Source organism: Shewanella frigidimarina NCIMB 400, from assembly GCF_000014705.1.
GTDB classification, from domain to species: Bacteria; Pseudomonadota; Gammaproteobacteria; order Enterobacterales; family Shewanellaceae; genus Shewanella; species Shewanella frigidimarina.
Genome location: NC_008345.1, coordinates 2,222,285 through 2,244,554, shown reverse-complemented (window position 1 = coordinate 2,244,554; position 22,270 = coordinate 2,222,285). Strand labels below are relative to the sequence as shown.

Below are 22,270 nucleotides of genomic sequence, written 5' to 3'. Positions count from 1 at the left end.
GATCAATATTGTTATTTTCAGGCTTGGGTCCATTAACCGCTTTATGGAGATAAGGTGTCATGACTGACATTGATTACTTGACTGTCGTAGATTCATGTTAAGCAGGTAACAAAAAACCAGCTAATGCTGGTTTTATTGTTGCCATATAAAATGGTGCTATCAATGCATAAACGTTTGGTTGTTTACGACTTAAATGGCATTGCGCCTAAGTAATCTTTTTTACCCACTTCAACACCATTATGGCGCAAAATTGCATAGGCAGTTGTCACATGGAAATAAATATTAGGAATGGCATGTTCCAAAGCAAAATCACGCCCAGTAAGATATTTATCTTCCCAACGACGATGAGTAATTTTGCGAGTTTCTGCACCAGTAAAGTCTTCGGCTGTAAACGTGGCTAAATAATCGACAACAGAAGCTATACGAGCTTGTAACTCCGCTAATGTCGTCTCATTATCTTCATGTTTTGGCGCACTATCTTCTTGGCCAGTTAAACGCGCTACGGCTAATTTGGCTGTATCGCACGCAATTTGCACTTGACGAGTTAAGTTAAATTGATCTGGGGCTAAACGTGAATTAAGTAGCACCGACATTTCAATTTTTTTAGCTTCTGCAAAGCCTTCACCTTTGACAAGGATTGCACTTAGGTTATTAAGCATTTTACTAAATTGAACAACCGTTAAATCATAAAGCATTGAGAATACCTCTTAATATAAATGGACTTGCTTTGTTATCGACTTAAACCATCAATAAATTTGTGTGGATCATTCATCATCATTTTATGGAATCGCGATGAATGGTGCTGCTAGGAAAAGTTTATCTCACATACCATAGTGATTAATGAGTATTTTAGTAAGCGGCATCAATGTGCTAAACAGTATACGGTTTATAATAAAACACCAGTAAATGCTTATAAAAAAACCAGCAGATGCTGGTTTTTGAATTATCACACAATAAAGATATTACAGTGCAGCAAGCGCTTCTTTACACAGTTGGGTAATGCGATCCCACTCTTCGTTGTCTACTGCATCAGTCGGTGCTATCCAGCTGCCGCCAATACAATCAACATTCGATAGTGCTAAGTAATCTTTATAAGTCGCAGGGCTAATACCGCCTGTTGGACAGAAACGAATATCAGACAATGGGCCAGAGAATGATTTCAGTGCATTAACGCCACCAGACGCTTCTGCTGGGAAAAACTTGAAGTGAGTGTAACCCAACTCCATACCCACCATGATCTCAGAAATACTAGCCACACCGGGGATCAATGGCACAGTGCCTTTCTTGGCTGCTTTTAGTAAATCAACAGTTGCACCAGGAGTGATAATAAACTGTGAACCAGCAGCAACCGCTTGGTTTAGCTGAGCTTCATTTAAAATAGTGCCTGCACCAACAAGTGCTTCAGGTACTTCTTTAGCAATCTTTGCAATCGCTTCAAGGGCGCAAGGTGTACGAAGCGTAACTTCAAGTACACTAATACCGCCAGCAACTAATGCTCTAGCTAAAGGCACTGCATGCTCAAGTTTATTAATTACCATGACCGGAACAACCGGGCTGCGTTTAAATACGTCTTGAGGTTGAAGCAACCAATTATTAGGCTCAATCATATAACCGACTTCCTTTTATTTTTAATATAATTCATCAATCGCATTAGTACTGCGAGCACCCGTTTCTGGGCTGCTTAAACTGTTACGTAGCGCGCCAAACAATTCACGGCCCATGCCATAACTTGAATGATGTAAATCCACTTTGCCTGCAGTTCGGCTTGCAAGTGTTTTCTCGTCAACAAATAGAGTTAACTCACCGGTTGTAGCATCAACACGAATCACATCGCCGTTTTCAACTTTGGCAATCAGACCACCATCAAGTGCTTCTGGGGTTAAATGAATTGCGGCAGGAACCTTACCAGAGGCTCCAGACATACGGCCATCAGTGACTAATGCCACTTTAAAACCTTTGTCCTGTAAGGTGCCTAGATAGGGTGTGAGCTTATGAAGCTCAGGCATACCATTAGCTTTAGGGCCTTGACCTCTAACAACCACAACACAATCTCTGTCAAGCTCACCAGCCTGAAATAGTGCATCGAGTTTGTTTTGATCATCAATCACGATCGCAGGACCTTCAATCACACGATTAGTATCAGGTACAGCAGACACTTTAATCACCGCACGACCTAAGTTACCTTTCAATAATTTCAAGCCGCCATTGCTTTGGAACGGCGTCGCAAGGTGGGTTAATACTTCTTTGTCTAAGCTTTCAGTCACACCGTCAACCCACTTAAGTTCGCCGTCAAGCAAACGAGGTTCTTGGGTATAACGACGTAATCCAAAGCCAGCAACGGTATTGACATCTTCATGCAATAAACCGCCATCTAGTAACTCTTTAATCAACAATGCCATGCCGCCAGCAGCGTGGAAGTGATTAATATCAGCATGTCCATTTGGATATACGCGTGCTAACAATGGCACTGAATCTGACAAATCAGAAAAATCGTCCCAATTAACAATAATGCCAGCAGCACGGGCAGCAGCAACAATGTGCATGGTTAGGTTAGTAGAACCGCCTGTCGCAAGAATACCCACAATGCCGTTAACTACTGACTTTTCAGATACCACTTCACCAATTGGTGTATATTGAGTGCCCATAGACGTTAAACGACAAACTTGTTTAGCGGCCATTTTGCTTAATTCATCACGTAATGGATCGTCAGGATTAACAAACGATGAACCAGGTAGTTGTAAGCCCATGATTTCAAGCATTAACTGGTTAGAGTTAGCCGTACCATAGAAAGTACATGTGCCAGCACTATGGTATGACTTCGCTTCAGCTTCAAGCAGTGCTGCACGGTCAACTTGCCCTTGAGCAAATTGCTGACGAACACGCGCTTTTTCTTTATTCGGAATACCCGATTTCATTGGGCCCGCAGGCACGAATAGCATCGGCAAATGACCAAAGCTTAACGCGCCAATTAATAAACCTGGCACGATTTTGTCACAAATACCCAGCAGTAACGCACCATCAAACATATTGTGCGATAACCCTATCGCAGTAGACATTGCTATGACTTCACGACTCAGTAAACTTAACTCCATGCCAGGCTGACCTTGGGTCACGCCGTCACACATAGCAGGTACACCGGCAGCAACCTGCGCAACACTGCCTACGTCCACACATGCTTGCTTAAGCATATTCGGATAGGTTTCGTATGGTTGATGCGCTGACAACATGTCGTTAAATGCGGTTACGATACCAATATTAGCTTTCGTTAGTTGACGTAAAGAGTCTTTGTCCGCTGGCTGGCAGGCCGCAAATCCATGAGCCAAATTGCCACAACTTAGGGCGCTGCGATGAACACCTTTTGCTTTGGCATCATTTAACGCTGTTAAATACGTTGAACGAGACTGTTTACTGCGTGCAATAATTCTATCGGTGACGGCTTGTACTACTGAGTGCATGGTAAAACTCCTTACGCGCTATAGAACACATCAACGGGCGTTTTACGCTGCGCTAATACTGCTCTTATGGGCATTTGGGTAACATCATCATTCTCAAGAGCCTGATGATAAACCGTTAATTTTGGTTCTCCGACAAGATGCAAATAAATCTGACGACTATTTAAAATGGCATCTTTAGACAAACTAATACGTGCATATGGAGCCGTAGTCGGATTGACCGCAACACACAAAGCCTTAGTGGTTAATGCATTATCAAGTTCTGCACTGCAAGGGAACCATGAACAAGTATGTCCATCTGTACCCATTCCCAATATCACCACATCAAAAGGACGTGGGAAATTAGCCAATGATTCACTGGTCATATCGCAACCGGCTTCAGGGGTTGCGAACATATTTTTTAAACCACGAAACTTTCCACTGGCAGCTCTATTTTGCAATAAATGCTCGCGAACCAATCTTTCATTTGAATCTTTTTCATCAGCATTAACCCACCTCTCATCGGCTAAAGTAATATAAACATCACTCCAATCGACAAGTTTATGGCTTAATAGCTCAAATAATTTCAACGGTGTTGAACCGCCCGATACCACCAAGCTGGCTTTACCACGTGTGTCGACAGCATCCTGTAATTGCTTAGCAATTTTGTCGGCTAATTTAGCTTCTAAATCAGCTGGAGTGTCGAACGATTTAAATACAGTATCTTTAATCATGTGAGCTCCCTACTCGTCCCAAGAACGACCATCTTTGGTTATCAATGCAACCGATGCCACAGGTCCCCATGTTCCACAAGGATAAGGCTTAGGTCTTTCGCCACTTTGTTCCCATGACTGAATAATTCCATCAACCCATTTCCATGCTTGTTCAACTTCATCACGACGAACAAACAGGGCTTGATTACCTAACATGGCTTCTAATAACAAACGTTCATATGCATCTGCAATACGTTCATTTTTAAAGGTGTCACTAAAACTTAAATCAAGCTTGGTTGTTTGTAGACGCTGCTTTTGCTCAAGACCAGGAACTTTGTTCATCATCTGAATTTCAACCCCTTCATGAGGTTGCAAGCGGATGGTCAATTTGTTTGGTGGAAGATTACGCAAGCTTGCTCGGTACAAGTTATGCGGTGGGTTTTTAAAATACACCACAATTTCGCTGCTCTTGAACGGCATACGCTTGCCACTACGTAAATAGAATGGCACACCAGCCCAACGCCAATTATCAATATCAACGCGAAGTGCCACAAAGGTTTCAGTGTTCGACTGTGTATTGGCATCGTCTTCTTCAAGGTAACCAGGAACAGGCGAGCCTTTTAAGAAACCCGCACTGTATTGACCACGGACGGTATTTTCATACACATTGTCTTGGTTAATTGGACGCAGTGACTTAAGTACTTTTACTTTTTCATCGCGAATACTATCTGCATCTAAATTGACAGGTGGATCCATCGCAACCAAAGTTAACACTTGTAATAAATGGTTTTGGATCATGTCACGCATTTGGCCTGCGCCATCAAAGTAGCCCCAGCGCCCTTCGATCCCCACTTCTTCAGCTACAGTAATCTGTACATGGTCAATCGTGCGGTTATCCCACTTAGAGGCAAACAATGAGTTAGCAAAACGTAAAGCAATCAGGTTTTGTACTGTTTCTTTACCTAAGTAATGGTCGATACGGTAAACCTGGTTCTCGTTGAAGAATTCAGCCACTTGGTCATTAATCACATGAGATGATTCTAAATCAGTACCAATCGGCTTTTCGAGCACAACACGGGTGTCAGATTGAATAAGGTCTTGTTCATGTAAACAACGACATATGGCACCGAAAATCGAAGGAGGTGTAGCGAAGTAGTTCACCATGACGCGTTTACTTGGTTCAAGTAAATCGTGGAAGGCACTGTAACCTTCAGGTTCTGTAAAATTGGTACCGATATAATGACAACGACTGAGGAAGCGCGCTAACGTGGTTGGGCAAAGTTCATCTTTAACAAATGTATTTAGTGCTTTAGTAACGAGGGCGACAAACTCTTCTTGAGTAAATGCGTCTTTTGCTACACCGATTACCTTGGTTTCTTTATCAAGTAGCTCTGCTTTGTCTAGCTGATATAGAGAAGGTAATAATTTACGCCTAGCTAAATCGCCTTTTGTACCGAAAAGTACGAAGTCGCAAGCCTTGGCTCCAATTGATTTGCCCATTGCTGAAAGCTCTCCTAATAATATGTGTGTGTCATGTTCGAATTCGGTCGATGAATAAAAGCACACTTTTGTTGTAATATAACAACAGAATTTAAATATTGCATCTTTAATTTGCATTTATTCTATTGTTGTTAATCTAGTCATGTGTATCTATTATCTGCTATGATTTTCTACCAATTACAAGGCTTGAGAACCATTCTACCGTGATCTATGTCTTGAAAAATAACTACAGATTACTGTCAAAGGTAAATAAATAACTTAAATCACGTAATTCCTGTAAGTTATGATATAAAATTACATTACCTACTTTTAGCTACTTTTTAGCGGATGCTTGCTTATGAATACCCTTGAAAAGGTTCAAAAAAGCCTTACCCAATTTAGTAAATCGGAACGTAAAGTTGCCGAAGTCATATTAGCCTCACCGCAAACAGCTATACATTCAAGTATTGCCACATTAGCAAAGATGGCTGATGTTAGTGAACCAACGGTTAACCGATTTTGTCGTCGATTAGACACAAAGGGTTTCCCTGATTTTAAGTTACATTTGGCTCAAAGTCTTGCTAACGGCACACCTTATGTTAGTCGCCACGTTGAAGAAGATGACACGCCAGAGTCATACACGACAAAAATCTTCGAATCTTCAATGGCATCGCTCGATACTGCCCGTCAAAGTTTAGATACATCAGCGATAAATAAAGCGGTCGATATTCTCACTCAAGCTAAGACTATTTCGTTTTTTGGCCTTGGCGCATCAGCATCTGTAGCCCACGATGCGCAAAACAAGTTCTTCCGTTTTAATGTACCAGTGATATGTTTCGATGATGTGTTAATGCAGCGTATGAGCTGTATTAACTGTAATGAAGGTGACGTGGTCGTATTGATTTCGCATACAGGTCGCACTAAATCACTGATTGAAATTGCCCGTATTGCGCGTGAAAATGGCGCTGCCGTGATTGGCATTACCGCCCGAAATTCACCATTGTCTTATGAGTGCACTCTGCCTGTAACGATGGAAGTCCCTGAAGACACTGACATGTATTTACCGATGGCATCGCGCTTAGCACAATTGGTTACCATAGATGTGTTGGCAACAGGCTTTACCTTACGTAGAGGCCCTCGTTTCCGTGATAATTTAAAACGTGTGAAGGAAGTGTTGAAAGAATCTCGTGTGAACAAGGATTTGACCATCTAAATTGATGGGAGGTGAAATAAACATCTCTTACTGGATTTTTATTAAACTGAGTAAATTGTTCGCTTTAGGCTGTGTAACGATAGAGCCTATACTCTATAAATTGATAGTTTTGCATGAAGCTTTCAAGATAACTGATAAATAATTACACAATTCAGTTATGTTTGATCGCGTAAAATTTCATCGACAGCAATCAAATATTGTTCACGAGGCCAAACGGATTAGTCTGTTTGGTTTTTTTTATTGTAAAAATCGCTGATCTGTCACATAAATTACATATTAAAAACGATCATTTTGTTGGTAACTTTACTACATTTAGTCAGAATGTCTGTTAATATAGTTGCATCATTTAAGTGCTAATATTGTTTGAGTACTTTAAATAACCAAATTCAATTTAACAAAAAATCTTTCTTATCCTTAACGGAGTATCTTATGTTCCGCAGAACTAAAATCGTTACCACACTTGGGCCAGCAACTGACCGCGATGATAATTTACGTAAAATTATCGCAGCAGGTGCTAACGTTGTCAGACTTAACTTCTCACATGGTTCACCAGAAGATCATTTAAAGCGTGCTACGGATACTCGTAGAATTGCTAAAGAATTGGGCAAGCATGTCGCTATTTTAGGTGACTTACAAGGTCCTAAGATACGTATTTCTACCTTCAAAGATAACCAAAAAATCAAACTTAACTTAGGTGATAGCTTTATTCTTGATGCTGACTTAGCAAAAGGCGAAGGCGATGATAAACAAGTTGGTATTGATTACAAGCAATTGCCTAATGATGTAGTCATTGGCGATATCTTAATGCTTGATGATGGTCGAGTGCAGTTAAGAGTTGACCGTGTTGAAGGCCACAAAGTCTTCACAACGGTTACTGTTGCTGGCCCGTTATCGAATAACAAAGGCATCAATAAGAAAGGCGGCGGTTTAACAGCTCCTGCCCTTACTGAAAAAGACATGGCTGATATTAAAACCGCAGCCATGATTGATGTTGATTATTTAGCAGTATCATTCCCACGTACCGGTGCTGATCTAGATTTAGCTCGTGCATTAGCACTTGAAGCAGGCAGTAAAGCGCTAATCGTTGCTAAAGTTGAACGTGCTGAAGCAGTTGAAAGCGATGAAGCGATGGATGATGTTATCCGTGCATCAGACGTAGTGATGGTAGCACGTGGTGATTTGGGTGTTGAAATTGGTGACGCTGCACTTGTTGCCGTACAAAAACGCTTAATTGAACGTTCTCGCCAACTAAACAAAGCGGTGATCACTGCGACCCAGATGATGGAATCGATGATTACTAGCCCAATGCCAACTCGTGCAGAAGTCATGGACGTGGCTAACGCTGTGTTAGACGGTACTGATGCGGTAATGCTTTCAGCAGAAACCGCTGCTGGTGATTTCCCTGAAGAAACGGTTTTGGCTATGGCTAACGTTTGTTTAGGTGCAGAATTACACCCAAGTGTGAATGTATCTAAGCATCGCATGGATCAACGTTTCTCTTCTGTTGAAGAAACGATTGCGCTTTCTACCATGTATGCGGCTAACCATTTACCTGGTGTTAAAGCGATTATTTCGTTAACTGAATCTGGCGCGACAGCTAAGTTAATGTCACGCATCAGTTCTGGTTTACCTATTTTTGCATTATCTCGTCATCAAAAGACATTGGCCAGCATGGCAATGTACCGTGGTGTACAACCAATTGAGTTTGACTCAACGGCATACCCTGCTGATGAGCTAGCTAAAGAAGCATTAAATTGCATGGTGAACAGAGGTTATTTAGTCAGTGGTGATATGGTACTGATGACTAAAGGTGACGCGATGGAAACCATCGGTGGCACTAACACGTGTAAAGTGTTGATCGTTGCTTAAATAAGCCGAACATAACGAGCAACATTCACTAACGTACATCCAGTGATAATCTCGTTAACGATAAAGCCAATCTTCGGATTGGCTTTTTTATTGGTTATTTTGAATACTAACGATATACCGAAATAAAGTGACCTTCAAAGCTGTTACAGTACCCTGCTTATCCGCTTAATCATTCGTCAGCTTACTCGCCTAACCATAAGGTGATGGATAAAAAAAGCCCCGACAGAGTCAGGGCCAATTTGCATCTAAGATTTACATCAAGGTAATCAACTGAGCTTATAGTTCTTCAAAGTCATTCACGTTGATAGCAGCTAAACGTAATACGTCCGCCTCAACAAGCTGTTTATGCTCAGCTTCAGTGATAATGTCTTTCTCTAACGCCACGTCAAATAACTCAAGCATAGGAAGTTTAGATTTTATATGGCCGCTGCGTTGTGCTTTCTTAAGCTTCTTATACAAATCTTTCGCTGCATATTTAGCTAAGAACGCACTTTCAACTTCAGCAATACCGCTAGTGTCACCGTCAAACTCTCCACAAAGGAAAGTAATGCGGTCACGCGCGGGTCCAGGCTTAAGCATACCTTTGACTAAATCAACTGCATATTTATCACTTGGTGCATTGAAGTGGTTACCTAATGGGAAAATCAACACTCGTAGTAATACAGCAGCGATTTTACTCGGAAAATTACGAATCGCGTCATTAAGCGCTTTAGCCGCTAAATGTAAACGTTCAGTCATCACATAATGCACGGCTGGTAAATCATCTTGCTGACGACCGTTATCTTCAAACAGCTTTAACGTAGCAGATGCAAGATATAACTGACTTAGTACATCCCCCATACGTGCAGATATCATTTCTTTACGCTTAAGATCCCCACCCATAATTAACATCGATAAATCAGTCATAATGGCAAGTGACGAAGAGATACGCGTCATGTCACGATAATACTGCTGCGTTGGGCCACTCACTGGTGCACTGGCGAAACGGCTGCCTGTTAGTGCACTACCAAATGAACGTAATGCATTACCCATCGCATAACCAATGTGACCGAGCAATAATGAATCGAAACGATCTAATGCAGAAGTTTCATCTTCCATTGCAGCGGCTTCCATTTCAGCCAAAACATATGGATGACAACGGGTTGCACCTTGACCAAAAATCATCAATGAACGAGTGAGGATGTTTGCACCTTCAACGGTAATTGAAATAGGTGTTGCCATATAAGCATGACCTAAATAGTTTTTTGGTCCTAATTGGATACCTTTACCAGACTGAATGTCCATCGCATCTTCTAACACATCACGGCCTAGCTCTGTCATGTGGTATTTTGCAATTGCAGTCACCACAGAAGGTTTAACTTTTAAGTCGATACCTTGCGTGGTTAAGCGACGTGCAGCTTCAAGCTGGTAAGTATTGGCGATAATACGCGCCATCGCTTCTTGTACACCTTCAAACAGACCAATAGGCATACCAAACTGCTGACGAACATAACTGTAGGCTGTGGTCGTTTTGGTACACACATGGCCCGATGCGGTTGCCAGAGCAGGTAATGAGATACCACGTCCTGCAGACAAGCATTCAACCAGCATACGCCAGCCTTTACCGGCAAACTGTGGGCCACCAATAATCCAATCTAATGGAATAAATACATCTTCACCACTTGTTGTACCGTTCATAAACGCCATCATTAATGGGTTATGACGACGACCAATCTCAACACCTTTATGGTCAGTTGGGATCAACGCGCACGTTATGCCAATGTTTTTAACGTCACCGAGTAAACCGTCGGGATCGCGCATTTGGAACGCTAAACCGAGTACAGTAGCAACTGGCGCTAAGGTAATATAGCGTTTGTTCCACGTTAGGCTTAAGCCTAATGTCTCTTCGCCTTCAAATTCGCGCAGGCAAACAACACCGATATCGGGTATTGCACCAGCGTCACTACCCGCTTCTGGGCCTGTAAGCGCAAAACAGGGAATGTCTTTACCAACTGCAAGCGAAGGTAACCAACGCTCCTTTTGCTCTTGAGTACCGTAATGTGTCAACAACTCACCAGGGCCTAAAGAGTTAGGTACCATTACAGTCACGGCTGCACTGACACTACGCGTGGCAATTTTGGCTACAATTGTTGAGTTTGCATATGCTGAAAACTCGCGTCCACCGTACTTTTTAGGAATGATTAATGCGAAGAAGCCTTGTTCTTTAAAATATTGCCATAACTCTGGCGGGAGATCTTTACGGTTATGGACGATATCAAAATCGTCAATCATGGTTAATGCGGTGTTAACTTGATTATCAAGAAAGTCTTGTTCATCTGCACTTAAGGTTGGTTTACCGTAACTATGTAAGGTATTCCAGTTTGGTTTTCCGCGGAATAACTCACCTTCCCACCAAACATCACCCGCTTCCATTGCTTCTTTCTCGGTAGTCGACAAAGGAGGCAACACTTTTTTGAAGAACGAAAATACTGGACGCGTGATAAATTGCATCCTGATATTACGCACGCCAAAGAGGACAATGATCGCTATAACTAGCAATATGACGATACTCATTTTATACCTTCTTAGTTTGTTAACACAGGGACAGCAACACCTGCTGCCATGTAGGGGATAACTTTACGTATAATGGCTTCAATATTGTTGTGTTCGCCATAATCTGCTGCAGCAATTTCATTTAGTGCATCTGCAGAAGCCATAGTGAACACTATAGTTCCTAGAGTAAAATGCAAACGCCAAAACATTTCTGCCGCAGGAATGTGTGGTGCACTTGCCGATACAGCTTGTACGAACGTCGCTAAATGTTCGCCATAATGTGTGGTAATAAACCAGCGCAAATGACCTTGGCTTTCAATATAACCACGACCTAACAACTGCAAGAAAATAATCGTGCCGCCGTTGCGTACTTTATTAAGCTCAAGTAACGGTTTAATTAAAGCAGAAAAAATCTCATTTAGTGACGAATTTTCAGGCGCATGATGTATACGTTTAATCTCTATCGCGGCGCTTGGCATAAACACATCTAAGTATCTTGCTAATACAGCACGAATTAATTCTTTTTTCGAACCAAAATGGTAATTAACAGATGCCAAATTGACTTCAGCTTTGCTGGTGATCAGTCGTAACGACGTTTCAGAAAAACCTCTTTCAGCGAACAACTTTTCAGCTGCATCGAGTATTCTTGTTTTTGTATCAGTACGGCTTGCCATTCCCAGACCCAAATTAATTTAAACACCTGTTTAAATTAATCATTGAGCGCACAGATGTCAATCGAAATTGTCAGCTTTCTTTATTAATCTAGACAACAGAAATCGTAACAACTGCACCAGATTGTTAACTTATATGCAATGATTGCTATTTTTCGGTACACTGACGCCGATAATAAAAACAAGGATGCAACCAATATGAACTTGCCTTTAAAACGACCGTCTCAAATTGCACTAATTGTCTCAATAGCATTAGGATTAAGTGCCTGTAATGACACTCAAGAGCCTGCTCCCGCTCCAGTTGAAAAAATTGATGCCACTGCAGCAATTAATTTCATTAACCAAGCAGAAGCCGATTTAGCGGATTTGTCGATTGAAGCTAATCGTGCGGAATGGATTTATTCCAATTTTATCACTGACGACACCGCGGCTTTATCTGCCGCAATGGGTGAAAAAGTCACTTCAACATCTGTGCGCTATGCAACAGAAGCGGCAAAATATGCCAATGTAGAACTTGATGCCGTTAATGCCAGAAAACTTAACAGCTTACGCAGCAGCCTTGTTTTACCTGCCCCGCTAGACCCAGCTAAGAACGCAGAACTTGCGAGTATCGCATCTGAACTCAACGGTCTATATGGTAAAGGAAAATATTGTTTTGCTGATGGTCGCTGTTTAACTCAACCAGAGCTATCAAACCTTATGGCGGAGTCTAAAGATCCCGCGGTACTTTTAGAAGCTTGGCAAGGTTGGCGTGAAATAGCAAAACCAATGCGTCCACTATTTGAACGTGAAGTCGAATTAGCCAATCAAGGCGCGCAAGATTTAGGTTACGCCGACTTATCTGAATTATGGCGTAGTCAGTATGACATGGAGCCAGAAGCATTCTCTGCCGAATTAGACCGCCTATGGGCACAAATTAAGCCTTTATATGATTCATTACATTGTTATGTGCGTGGTGAATTAAACCAGCAGTACGGTGATGATGTTGCGCCTAAGACGGGCCCTATCCCTGCACATTTATTGGGCAACATGTGGGCTCAGCAATGGGGCACGATTTATAACAACGTAGCGCCTAAAGATGCTGATCCCGGATACAATGTTACCGAACTGTTAGCTAAAAATGGCTATGACGAAATTAAAATGGTCAAACAAGCTGAAGGTTTCTTCACTTCACTTGGCTTTGGCGAGCTGCCAGAATCGTTTTGGACTCGCTCAATGTTTGTTCAACCGCAAGACCGTGATGTAGTGTGTCATGCATCTGCGTGGGACTTAGATAATCTGGATGATATCCGCATAAAAATGTGTATCCAGAAAAACGCTGAAGATTTTACCGTCATTCATCACGAATTAGGCCATAACTTCTATCAACGCGCTTATAAAAATCAGCCGTTTATCTTTAAAAACTCTGCCAACGATGGTTTCCATGAAGCCATTGGTGACACGATTGCGTTATCAATTACACCTAAATATTTACAAAAAATCGGATTACTCGAAACTGTACCTGATGCATCAAAAGACATTGGTTTATTGTTAAAACAAGCATTAGATAAAATTGCCTTTATGCCTTTTGGTTTAATGATTGACCAATGGCGCTGGCAAGTATTTAACGGCACCATTAAACCTGATCAATATAATCAAGCTTGGTGGGACTTACGCGAAAAATACCAAGGTGTTAAAGCGCCAATTGAACGTACAGAAGCCGATTTTGATCCTGGTGCTAAATACCATGTACCAGGCAATGTTCCTTATACACGTTATTTCTTAGCACATGTGTTGCAGTTCCAATTCCACAAAGCACTGTGTGATATTGCAGGAGACACCGGCCCAGTTCATCGCTGTAGCATTTATGGAAATAAAGAAGCTGGGGCTAAGTTGAATGAAATGCTCGAAATGGGCGCCAGCAAACCTTGGCCGGAAGCACTGAGTGTTGTGACTGGGTCTGATAAAATGGATGCCAAGGCAGTATTAGATTACTTTGCACCATTGCAAGTGTGGTTAGATGAGCAAAATACCCAAGCTAATCGCCAGTGTGGCTGGTAACGCTAGTGATGACCAATTGTACTAATGATATGTACTAAGGGTTATAGCGATTGGTTGAATTAATAAATGCTAGGGCTGAATCAGTAGCTGACTCAAATAAATGGCCACTCAGAAACTAGCATTTTATCATCTAATTAATTCACCCTTAAAAAGGACGTCAATATAAATTGGCGTCTTTTTTATTTATACCGATAATTAATCAGCTGAAAACCTACCTAAAACCGTGACCTTTTCTGTTCAGCTCGCTATTTTCAATTCTTTTTTGCTGTGATTTTTTTAGCATCACAAAGACAGCTCCGACCCCACCGCTCTGTTTAGTGGCTGAATGGTATGCGATTACAGGCTCAATAGATCGTAACCAATGACAAACCGCGGATTTCATCAACGCTGGATAAGGTTTACTTTTATAGCCCTTACCATGAATAACCAATATATTACGTTCGCCGCGCTCATAAGCACTCAACACACCATTAACCAAACTATCACGTGCCTGTAAAAGTCGATATTCATGTAAGTCTAGTTCAGTGTGAACACGGTACTTTCCAAGTCTGAGTAGTCTAAAAACTTCGTCTTGAATGCCATCCATTTTGTAACTCACTACATCATCCGGCTTAACTGGAGTAAACAGAAAAGGCTCTATAGGTAATAATTGTAACAACTCATGTTGTTCAGCAGCCGCTCGCTTTGCTAGTTGTGCATCTGTTAAACTTAATGGATTAAGCCATACTTGAGGGGATGTTGGCTGATGTTCAAACTTTAGAGGGGTCACATCGGCCATTTCTTGTAAAAATAATTCGTCATCACTTAATGACATATGTCACCTCCTACATACTTTGTAAAGATTCAATCCTTTAGCAAAGTTGATGAATAATTTATAGTTATGCTAACGGTATCGCTTGCCATTATTTGATTTACATTAGATAAAAAGAGAATCATTCCTTGAAAAGAATATTGACCATTTTGAATATGCCATGGCTATCTTTATTGTTACTTGCTGTGAGTCTATGCGTAAGCACTTTGAATGTTTATGGCGCAGAGCCGATCCCCCACCAAACATTGAATACTAATTTTACAAAATTGACTAACGCTTTTGAACAACTTGATTTATCCGCTATGGAACAAATATACACAGACGATGCCGTGTATATTTCTGAAACACAAGATAGAGGAATTATTAGTGGCAAAGAAAGCATACTCAATCTTTACAGTCGATTTTTTAATAAAATTAAACATAAAAATGCCAAGCTTGAAGTCGATTTCCGTGTACTTGTACGTTATAGCGAGCCAAATAGTGCAACCGATATAGGTTATTATTTAGTACGTTTTCACCCGGGTAAAGAATCAGGCGAACCGGTCAGTGAGTTTGCGGGTAAATTTGTGACTGTGTTTACCAAAGACAGTAAGCAACAGTGGAAAATTAGTGTCGACTCTAATACTCACGCTGCGCCGCATTTTTACTATGATGCTAAACCAGTACCAAATCTTTACTATGGTCGACAATTTATCGCTGCTACATCACAAGAATGACCCGATGAACAAGAATGATTTAATAAACACCAAATCTACACTCTGCCCTTGTGGCAGTAAACAGCTCTACAGCAAATGTTGTGAACCCTATCATTTGAGTCATGCCGTAGCAGAACGACCAGAGCATTTAATGCGTTCGCGATATAGCGCCTTTGTGTTAAGACAATTTCATTACTTGATAACAACGCATCATGCTGACTATTTACACGGTTTGACAGAGCAACAGCTTGCTCAAGGTGATGTTCAGTGGTTAGGGTTGCAGGTGTTGTCGTCTAAACAAGAGTCTGACCATGGTGAAGTAACGTTTAAAGCGTGGTTTATTGAAGATAAACACATTGATGCTATTTATGAATGTTCGTCTTTTATCAAGCAGGATGGTTGTTGGTTTTATACTCACGGGCAACAAATGCAAACTCCATTACCTAGCCGAAATGATGCTTGTATCTGTTCTAGTGGCAAAAAATTTAAGCTATGTTGCGCTAAGCTTATGCGTTAGCATTTCTGCGCAACATGCCTAGGATATTATTGATTATTGATGTCATTGCAGGCTCAGGCTTGGTATATCGGTATTGAACAATCACGAAATTCACGATTGTTCAATAAATCGGTTGTAACAGAGTCATGTGAAACAAAGCAAGATGAGCACGACAATGGACTATTATGACTAAACAATGAATCCATCACTGATATAAATTAGTGTTGTATTGTTTCATGTGCATTAATAAACAAGGCAAAATCATTAACGCGAATAGCTGGACTGTACAAAAATCCTTGAGCATGATGACAAGCACTCAATGTTAAAAATTCCTCTTGCTCTTTGGTTTCAACCCCTTCTGCAGTTAACGAAATATTCAATGCTTTTGCCATCGCAATAATCGCACTGACAATCTCACGGCTTTCGTGGCTAGAAGAAATATCCATAATAAATGAGCGATCAATTTTCAATTTCGAAATAGGAAACTGTTTAAGGTATTTCATCGAACTATAACCCGTTCCAAAATCATCAATCGCTAAACCTACGCCTAACTCTGCTAATTCGTGACATAAATTAATAGCATAACGAATGTCACCCATGAGTTCTGTTTCAGTGATTTCAAGGATCAAAGTCTTTGGTTTGATGTGATAACGGGTAATCAACCGCCAAACTTGTTCGTACAGATTGCCGCTAAAAAATTGCCGCGCGGCTACATTCACATGCATCGCAATATTAACGTTTTTATGTTGCCACAAATTCAATTGTTTACAGGCCGTTTCTAATACCCACTCACCGATTTGATTAATCATTCCAGTTTGTTCTGCAATTTCAATAAACGCGCCTGGATATAACACGCCTTTTTTAGGATGATTCCAGCGAATTAATGCTTCAGCGCCAATATATTTATTATTTTGCAAATCCATTAAGGGTTGATAATACAACTCAAACTCACGACCACGGATCGCATGGTGTAAGTCTCGCTCTATTTCAGCATTGATAGTGAATGTTTCCAATAGTGCTTCATTAAAAAACTGGTAATGAGTACCATTTTTCTTTTTTGCATATTGCAAGGTAATATCAGCACAAGATAACGGGGCAAACATCCCGACAACAGACTTAATATCAACCACTGCAATCGCAGGCTTAGGTTCAACTTTTTCTCGTGAGATAACTGATGGAGCGGCTAGATTCATATACAGCCGGCCGATCATTTGTTCTATATCCGTTTCCGGTAACATTGGCGGCAATAATATCGCAAATTCATCGCTACCTATTCTGGCAACATCAATAGCATTGGTTGATACGGCAAAGTGTTTTAGGCGCCGAGCAGTCTCAATTAATAAGCTATCGCCTTGTGCATGACCATTAGTATCGTTAAAGCGTTTGAAGCCTAATAAATCAATAAGAATCAATATCCCATCAGTGGCACGATCTAATTGAGGGGTAAAATGACTGCGATTGTGTAAGCCAGTTAATGAGCAATGCCATGCTAAACGCTCTAATTCTGCTTTGTGTAAATATTCAGCCGAATTGTCATAACTAGACACTAACGCATAATGCTTACCCTGTTCTGTTACGAACGGTGTTATGTGGTAATTCAGCCAATATTCACTGCCATCTATTCGCGCGAGTTTAAGATCACCTTTAACAATCTCACTATTACGTAATTTACTGATGATATGGTCGAGTAATTGCGGGGTATTTCTAAAAATATCAAGACTTGAAGCACTATGATGTTCAACCGTAGTGCGAGGTAACCCTGTCATTTTCTCATGTGCACTATTAACGTACTCGATGATTCGACTATCGGTATTCACCAGCATCACTACATGTTCTGATTGTTCGGTTGCATTGCGTAATAAATAAATTTGCTCATTACTATCATAGGTATAACGTGTAGCTAACGTCAGCGCTAATTGGTCAGCACATTGAATCGCAAACTGAATATCTGATTTTATCCAATTGACATCGGCACAACTTTCAACCGATAACACACCTTCAATATGGCCATTGATTCGGATGGCAATATCAATGCTGGTGATGATGTTATGATGTTGGTAGTAATCAGAAAATGTTTGAACTAGATTTATATGCGGATTGTCAGAAGATAAAATGTAACGGTGAGACCGTAGTTCATTGAAATACTGAGGATCTATTGTGATTTGTCTCAAATGAGATGAATGACTCAACTTTTCATCAATCTTACTTGCAACTAAAGTATGCTCACAAATGAAATTGTCATCAGCAGCAAAGTCATCGTTATCGGTTTTACTGACCAGAGTCCAAACTGACACAAATGATGCAGTGAAATACTCACGCAGAAGTTGGCACACCAACTCTGCGGTTTTTGTGAAATCACCTTGTTGTTTAGCACTGGAATTTACAATTAATTCCAATAAGTGCTGTTGCTCTTTTCGATTCATTTACATCCCGAAATTGGCTTCATAACCCTAAATTTTTACATTATTAACTCAGTACACTTGTTTTTATTAGTTCTGACATTCAGAATTTGAGTGACAATGTAACAATAATACACAGGGAGTGAAGTTCGCGTAAAAAGCCTCAATAGCATTACATTACCATGAGCTACTATACCTTCAGTTAAGTAAAGCACATTACACGCGATACTCAAAAACAGCAATCCTTTACTAATATATTGTTACGCTTTATTTGGATAGTTGACACGCTCAGCTCACTCCCACAAAAAAGTGTTTAACAACAATTATATGACCGCTTTAATTTATAATACTAATGACTGAAGTCTACAGTTGATTTTCAAGTTGAAAAATCATTTTCTCTACGCTGAACGCAAAATCAAGCTTTAAAGAAATAGCACTATCTTCATCAATAATGTCAGCTTTAGTATCAGGAAAACGCTCTTGAGCCACTTGCTGCATAGATTGAGCTTGCAATAAGGCATCGTCTCCTACAAAGCTAAGCTGTAATATCGTATCTTCTGCTTCCACAACAGCGCCAATATCTACATAACTGCCGCATTCAGTACAACTGTCACTGACATTACCTTGCTGCTGTTTAATTTGCTTAATCATTATGTCACCCCATCAGTTTGAACAACGTCAAACGGCAAATATAACTCAGTTTAGGCAGGCTTTTACTTACCATGCTCACAATTATCAAAAATTAATTGATTGTCTCAGGATAATAGACTGATATCTCAGCAGTTAAGCCAGTTGTAAATAATTGGCAGTATTTATAAACCAACGCTTAGTTGGGGTAAACGCTCAGCAACAAAAGTGCGTAAATTCATGTCAGTGCGACTTTCATAGAAAAACCTAGGATTCTCAAAAAGTGTCAAGATACACTGGTGGACTTAGACAGCACTCGTGTAGAGCAAGAGTTAGTGAAATTAGCAAAAAATCAGACGAGACATAAGAATTAGATCGTGTAGATTCGCACATTTCAGAGTGTGTAACGGACTTTAAAATGGCGGAACTGTTCCCGTCGTTTAAACTTGATGATGCAAGAATTTAACTGTGAGGGCAAGACACTAAACTCAAAGCAATTAAAACCGATATCACCGGAGCTGTAGTAAAATGCAAAGTGTTAATCGAACAAGTACGCGAATAAGTGCAGAATATAGAGTCATATTCATCAAATTAATCTGATTTATATTTTAATAGGATTTAAGCTTAGATCTGATTTCTCACTAGTTAAATCAACCAACAAACACAGACTAGCATGCTGTTTAATAAGCAATTAATAGTTATAAGGCAAGTTTATAAGTGAGCTTAATACCATTATTTGAAATCAGGTTGGTACCATAATGATTTGTTAGATAAAGGTGTTAAAGGAGGAAGCCAAGTATTTTCTATGTTGATAACTCGTCTATTTTCTAGTTTTGCTTTTTTAATATTTTCACTATGATAGCGATAAAAAATCTCATCAAAACTACCATCAATTACCATCATTTCCAGTCCGGTCGAAATACGCTCTGCAAGCCTCGGATGAGTTTGGCTAATAAATAGATAAGATGGCGATGGTAAATAAATCACCAAGTTTGATTCAATGACAATATTAGGAAATTGATCATGATTTTTATCAAATTCAACAAATATTTCATTGATTCCACGTGGGAAATAATCAAATCTACCACGACTGAGCATAGCAAATAGGCCCTTATAGGTATTTCCTTTGACAATGGGGAAGTTGTTGGCTTGCATTAACAAAGTGGTTGTCCACTGTGGTTTGAGTCCGGCTTGTAGCTGCTTAAGCTGCTCTGCATCGATAATTTTATTAAACTTATATTGATCTTTGGCATTAATTAATAATAAACGATAACTAAGCAAACCTTTGAAAATTGGAATACGAATAGGAATAGTTTTACTTTCCCATTCTGAATTGGTTGCGGCTACAAAAGCATTAATTGTTTGCCCTTTGATTAGCTGTCTTAAAACACGATCCCTCGCCATGGGGTTATGAGATTGCTGGATACGATAATCCCCATAAAGCGGTTGGGTTTTCTTTAATGAGAGCTCTATTAATTCAGTAGTATAAAGGTAGCGCAGATCTTCCTTAGGGTGCGGTTGATGAAAACGTACAATATCAATGACCTCAGCATGGGCGTGATTAGTTGCCGCCAGCGCGATGGCAACTAATCCGATAGTAGAAAGCATGAAAGAGAACATTCCTGTCGCGATTAGAAGGCGCTTCAAACAGTAATTGATAACACTCATTGAGAAAAGTAGTAAAAATCCCATTATTGCTCCTTAATTGAGAATAACGATATCTCAGTTTGTTTCACGGAACTTATTGTTTTACGGAACTTAAAAAATTATGATTTCGATTTAGGGTTACAGTAATCCGATTAAGGTGAGATCAGAGTTTGTAGGGCAAGGGTAAAAAATGCAAACGATTATCACCTTATCAACATGTTAATTCAAAGATAAACGAGTTTAACCTTACCGTGTAGTCAGTTTTGAAGTAAGAACACCTAGCTCCTGCAACATCGGCTAGTAAGTGCTAATTGCTCCAGATCAATCTCTGTACACTTAATTTAGTTCGATTGGTATTGCATCATCTTCAGCAAATAGAGCATCAGCTTTAGTTCGTCACTACAATGTCAAATAATTGGGATATACACCCCAACCGAATACCAAAATAATCAGAAAAATTGTCGCGTATAGAACATAAAACAAAAAATTATTTTATGAGGAACCTTACACTGTTATTACTCTGCTACTAAGTATAGTTCAGACTTCAAAAAGGGTTAAAACGTGATGTTTTTATGCACCTGAACATTCATTCTTTCGAGGTGATTTTTGAATATATGTTTGTTGGCGATGGTTCTTTTTGATCCAGATCTGCTTATTACTCACATTTATTAGCTGGTCGTTGAGATTTATTTTTTGAAACTTATATTATACTTTAAAAATCATTAAGTTATCACTTGTACTTTTTTAGGTGTACATGCGTTTTCTCTGCGATCTTAATTTGATAAAATTCTAGATATCTTACGTTGCGTGCTCAATTGTTCTAAAAAGTGCATATCTTCTAACGGGGTATGTTGTTGGTAGGCATTAATCGCTTTATTTTTAGTTAGGTAGTCGCAGTTACTTAATACTTCAACCATAGAATCTGATTGAGAACCTCTAATCACTAATGCTTCTGGCGTTAATGCTTGTTGAAGTTGAAACTGACGTGCACCTTGTTGCTGAAATATCATCGCGTTATCGATAGTGTCTGGGTGAACAGAAATATCATCGACTAATAATTGAGGTTGAGGTACAGAAAATCGTTGTCGCAGTTTTTGTGTGCTCTCTACATCATTGTCTAATTGAAATTGAGCCATATCGCGAGCATCAATTGACAGCATAGCCAACAGCAAACCAAATTCACCGCGACGATTGTTTTCAATCGCAACGTTTAATCGGCTCCCTATTTGTAACTCATTGACTAATGTTGACTCAATTTGCATATAAAAACATCACCACTACTGCTCGATGCTATTTTATCGACCAAACAGTCATAAACTTTAGTAAAATATTCAATTATGTACTTTACATATAAAAGGTTTCTGACTACTATGGCGACCGCAATTGAGGAGGGGTTCCCGAGTGGCCAAAGGGATCAGACTGTAAATCTGACGGCTCAGCCTTCGAAGGTTCGAATCCTTCTCCCTCCACCATTTGCGTTGCTACAAAGTGTAAATTTAAAATTGTTAAAGATGTAAAGAGTTAGAATGTAAAAAGATAGTAAGAAAAAGAAAATATGTGGAGGGGTTCCCGAGTGGCCAAAGGGATCAGACTGTAAATCTGACGGCTCAGCCTTCGAAGGTTCGAATCCTTCTCCCTCCACCATCT

17 protein-coding genes and 2 tRNA genes are annotated in these 22,270 nt (G+C 40.1%); 7 read left to right on the top strand and 12 right to left on the bottom strand.

Going from position 1 to position 22,270, the window contains the following annotated elements; all coding sequences use genetic code 11:
- Positions 1 to 182 precede the first annotated feature (182 nt).
- The 5 genes from SFRI_RS09750 to zwf form a co-directional block, all read right to left on the bottom strand.
- Entirely contained in the window at positions 183 to 695 is a 513-nt protein-coding gene (locus SFRI_RS09750; RefSeq protein ID WP_011637358.1) for a DUF1993 domain-containing protein, read from the bottom strand.
- 267 nt (positions 696 to 962) lie between these two features.
- On the bottom strand, positions 963 to 1,607 hold the full coding sequence (locus SFRI_RS09745; protein ID WP_011637357.1) for a bifunctional 4-hydroxy-2-oxoglutarate aldolase/2-dehydro-3-deoxy-phosphogluconate aldolase: 645 nt from the start codon (positions 1,605 to 1,607) through the stop codon (positions 963 to 965).
- 21 nt (positions 1,608 to 1,628) lie between these two features.
- A complete protein-coding gene (gene edd, locus SFRI_RS09740; RefSeq protein WP_011637356.1) occupies positions 1,629 to 3,455 on the bottom strand; it encodes a phosphogluconate dehydratase in 1,827 nt (608 codons plus the stop codon).
- Positions 3,456 to 3,466: 11 nt separating this feature from the next.
- Entirely contained in the window at positions 3,467 to 4,165 is a 699-nt protein-coding gene (gene pgl / locus SFRI_RS09735) for a 6-phosphogluconolactonase (protein WP_011637355.1), read from the bottom strand.
- A 9-nt stretch (positions 4,166 to 4,174) separates the two neighbouring features.
- Positions 4,175 to 5,644, bottom strand: coding sequence for a glucose-6-phosphate dehydrogenase (zwf, locus tag SFRI_RS09730; RefSeq protein WP_011637354.1), 1,470 nt, complete (start codon positions 5,642 to 5,644; stop codon positions 4,175 to 4,177).
- 337 nt (positions 5,645 to 5,981) lie between these two features.
- Here zwf and SFRI_RS09725 point away from each other — a divergent pair, with 337 nt between their 5' ends.
- Both SFRI_RS09725 and pyk read left to right on the top strand, forming a co-directional pair.
- Positions 5,982 to 6,836, top strand: coding sequence for a MurR/RpiR family transcriptional regulator (locus SFRI_RS09725; RefSeq protein WP_011637353.1), 855 nt, complete (start codon positions 5,982 to 5,984; stop codon positions 6,834 to 6,836).
- Between the two features lie 429 nt (positions 6,837 to 7,265).
- Positions 7,266 to 8,705: a pyruvate kinase gene (gene pyk, locus SFRI_RS09720; protein WP_011637352.1), complete on the top strand. Its 1,440-nt coding sequence runs from the start codon at positions 7,266 to 7,268 to the stop codon at positions 8,703 to 8,705.
- A gap of 276 nt (positions 8,706 to 8,981) precedes the next feature.
- On the opposite strand, the gene SFRI_RS09715 is transcribed toward pyk, so the two are convergent.
- On the bottom strand, positions 8,982 to 11,258 hold the full coding sequence (locus tag SFRI_RS09715) for an acyl-CoA dehydrogenase (protein ID WP_011637351.1): 2,277 nt from the start codon (positions 11,256 to 11,258) through the stop codon (positions 8,982 to 8,984).
- A gap of 11 nt (positions 11,259 to 11,269) precedes the next feature.
- Positions 11,270 to 11,911 (bottom strand): TetR family transcriptional repressor PsrA, encoded by a 642-nt coding sequence (psrA, locus tag SFRI_RS09710; protein WP_011637350.1) that lies wholly within the window; start codon positions 11,909 to 11,911, stop codon positions 11,270 to 11,272.
- A gap of 195 nt (positions 11,912 to 12,106) precedes the next feature.
- Here psrA and SFRI_RS09705 point away from each other — a divergent pair, with 195 nt between their 5' ends.
- Positions 12,107 to 13,948 (top strand): M2 family metallopeptidase, encoded by a 1,842-nt coding sequence (locus SFRI_RS09705; RefSeq protein WP_011637349.1) that lies wholly within the window; start codon positions 12,107 to 12,109, stop codon positions 13,946 to 13,948.
- Between the two features lie 211 nt (positions 13,949 to 14,159).
- On the opposite strand, the gene smrA is transcribed toward SFRI_RS09705, so the two are convergent.
- Positions 14,160 to 14,762 (bottom strand): DNA endonuclease SmrA, encoded by a 603-nt coding sequence (smrA, locus tag SFRI_RS09700; RefSeq protein ID WP_011637348.1) that lies wholly within the window; start codon positions 14,760 to 14,762, stop codon positions 14,160 to 14,162.
- Between the two features lie 125 nt (positions 14,763 to 14,887).
- On the opposite strand from smrA, the gene SFRI_RS09695 reads away from it, so the two are divergent.
- Both SFRI_RS09695 and SFRI_RS09690 read left to right on the top strand, forming a co-directional pair.
- Positions 14,888 to 15,475 carry a YybH family protein gene (locus SFRI_RS09695; RefSeq protein ID WP_244262866.1) on the top strand — a complete coding sequence of 196 codons (588 nt, stop codon included), beginning with the start codon at positions 14,888 to 14,890 and terminating at the stop codon, positions 15,473 to 15,475.
- A gap of 4 nt (positions 15,476 to 15,479) precedes the next feature.
- Positions 15,480 to 15,971: a YchJ family protein gene (locus tag SFRI_RS09690; protein ID WP_011637346.1), complete on the top strand. Its 492-nt coding sequence runs from the start codon at positions 15,480 to 15,482 to the stop codon at positions 15,969 to 15,971.
- A gap of 197 nt (positions 15,972 to 16,168) precedes the next feature.
- Here SFRI_RS09690 and SFRI_RS09685 read toward each other — a convergent pair whose 3' ends face one another.
- From SFRI_RS09685 to SFRI_RS09670, 4 genes are all read right to left on the bottom strand, one after another.
- Positions 16,169 to 18,373 (bottom strand): sensor domain-containing phosphodiesterase, encoded by a 2,205-nt coding sequence (locus SFRI_RS09685; protein ID WP_011637345.1) that lies wholly within the window; start codon positions 18,371 to 18,373, stop codon positions 16,169 to 16,171.
- Between the two features lie 339 nt (positions 18,374 to 18,712).
- Positions 18,713 to 19,000 carry a DUF406 family protein gene (locus tag SFRI_RS09680; RefSeq protein ID WP_011637344.1) on the bottom strand — a complete coding sequence of 96 codons (288 nt, stop codon included), beginning with the start codon at positions 18,998 to 19,000 and terminating at the stop codon, positions 18,713 to 18,715.
- Positions 19,001 to 19,708: 708 nt separating this feature from the next.
- A complete protein-coding gene (locus SFRI_RS09675) occupies positions 19,709 to 20,668 on the bottom strand; it encodes a hypothetical protein (RefSeq protein ID WP_011637343.1) in 960 nt (319 codons plus the stop codon).
- Positions 20,669 to 21,396: 728 nt separating this feature from the next.
- A complete protein-coding gene (locus tag SFRI_RS09670; protein WP_011637342.1) occupies positions 21,397 to 21,885 on the bottom strand; it encodes a VC2046/SO_2500 family protein in 489 nt (162 codons plus the stop codon).
- A gap of 125 nt (positions 21,886 to 22,010) precedes the next feature.
- Here SFRI_RS09670 and SFRI_RS09665 point away from each other — a divergent pair.
- Positions 22,011 to 22,095 (top strand) — tRNA-Tyr (locus SFRI_RS09665).
- An 87-nt stretch (positions 22,096 to 22,182) separates the two neighbouring features.
- Positions 22,183 to 22,267 (top strand) — tRNA-Tyr (locus SFRI_RS09660).
- Positions 22,268 to 22,270: the final 3 nt, after the last annotated feature.

Bases quoted from the DNA above. Each gene is read 5' to 3' on its own strand.
- psrA (WP_011637350.1), bottom strand. From the start codon at position 11,911: ATGGCAAGCCGTACTGATACAAAAACAAGAATACTCGATGCAGCTGAA.
- SFRI_RS09750 (WP_011637358.1), bottom strand. From the start codon at position 695: ATGCTTTATGATTTAACGGTTGTTCAATTTAGTAAAATGCTTAATAAC.
- SFRI_RS09725 (WP_011637353.1), top strand. From the start codon at position 5,982: ATGAATACCCTTGAAAAGGTTCAAAAAAGCCTTACCCAATTTAGTAAA.
- SFRI_RS09715 (WP_011637351.1), bottom strand. From the start codon at position 11,258: ATGAGTATCGTCATATTGCTAGTTATAGCGATCATTGTCCTCTTTGGC.
- pgl (WP_011637355.1), bottom strand. From the start codon at position 4,165: ATGATTAAAGATACTGTATTTAAATCGTTCGACACTCCAGCTGATTTA.
- SFRI_RS09705 (WP_011637349.1), top strand. From the start codon at position 12,107: ATGAACTTGCCTTTAAAACGACCGTCTCAAATTGCACTAATTGTCTCA.
- edd (WP_011637356.1), bottom strand. From the start codon at position 3,455: ATGCACTCAGTAGTACAAGCCGTCACCGATAGAATTATTGCACGCAGT.
- pyk (WP_011637352.1), top strand. From the start codon at position 7,266: ATGTTCCGCAGAACTAAAATCGTTACCACACTTGGGCCAGCAACTGAC.
- SFRI_RS09745 (WP_011637357.1), bottom strand. From the start codon at position 1,607: ATGATTGAGCCTAATAATTGGTTGCTTCAACCTCAAGACGTATTTAAA.
- zwf (WP_011637354.1), bottom strand. From the start codon at position 5,644: ATGGGCAAATCAATTGGAGCCAAGGCTTGCGACTTCGTACTTTTCGGT.
- SFRI_RS09680 (WP_011637344.1), bottom strand. From the start codon at position 19,000: ATGATTAAGCAAATTAAACAGCAGCAAGGTAATGTCAGTGACAGTTGT.
- smrA (WP_011637348.1), bottom strand. From the start codon at position 14,762: ATGTCATTAAGTGATGACGAATTATTTTTACAAGAAATGGCCGATGTG.
- SFRI_RS09690 (WP_011637346.1), top strand. From the start codon at position 15,480: ATGAACAAGAATGATTTAATAAACACCAAATCTACACTCTGCCCTTGT.
- SFRI_RS09670 (WP_011637342.1), bottom strand. From the start codon at position 21,885: ATGCAAATTGAGTCAACATTAGTCAATGAGTTACAAATAGGGAGCCGA.
- SFRI_RS09685 (WP_011637345.1), bottom strand. From the start codon at position 18,373: ATGAATCGAAAAGAGCAACAGCACTTATTGGAATTAATTGTAAATTCC.
- SFRI_RS09675 (WP_011637343.1), bottom strand. From the start codon at position 20,668: ATGGGATTTTTACTACTTTTCTCAATGAGTGTTATCAATTACTGTTTG.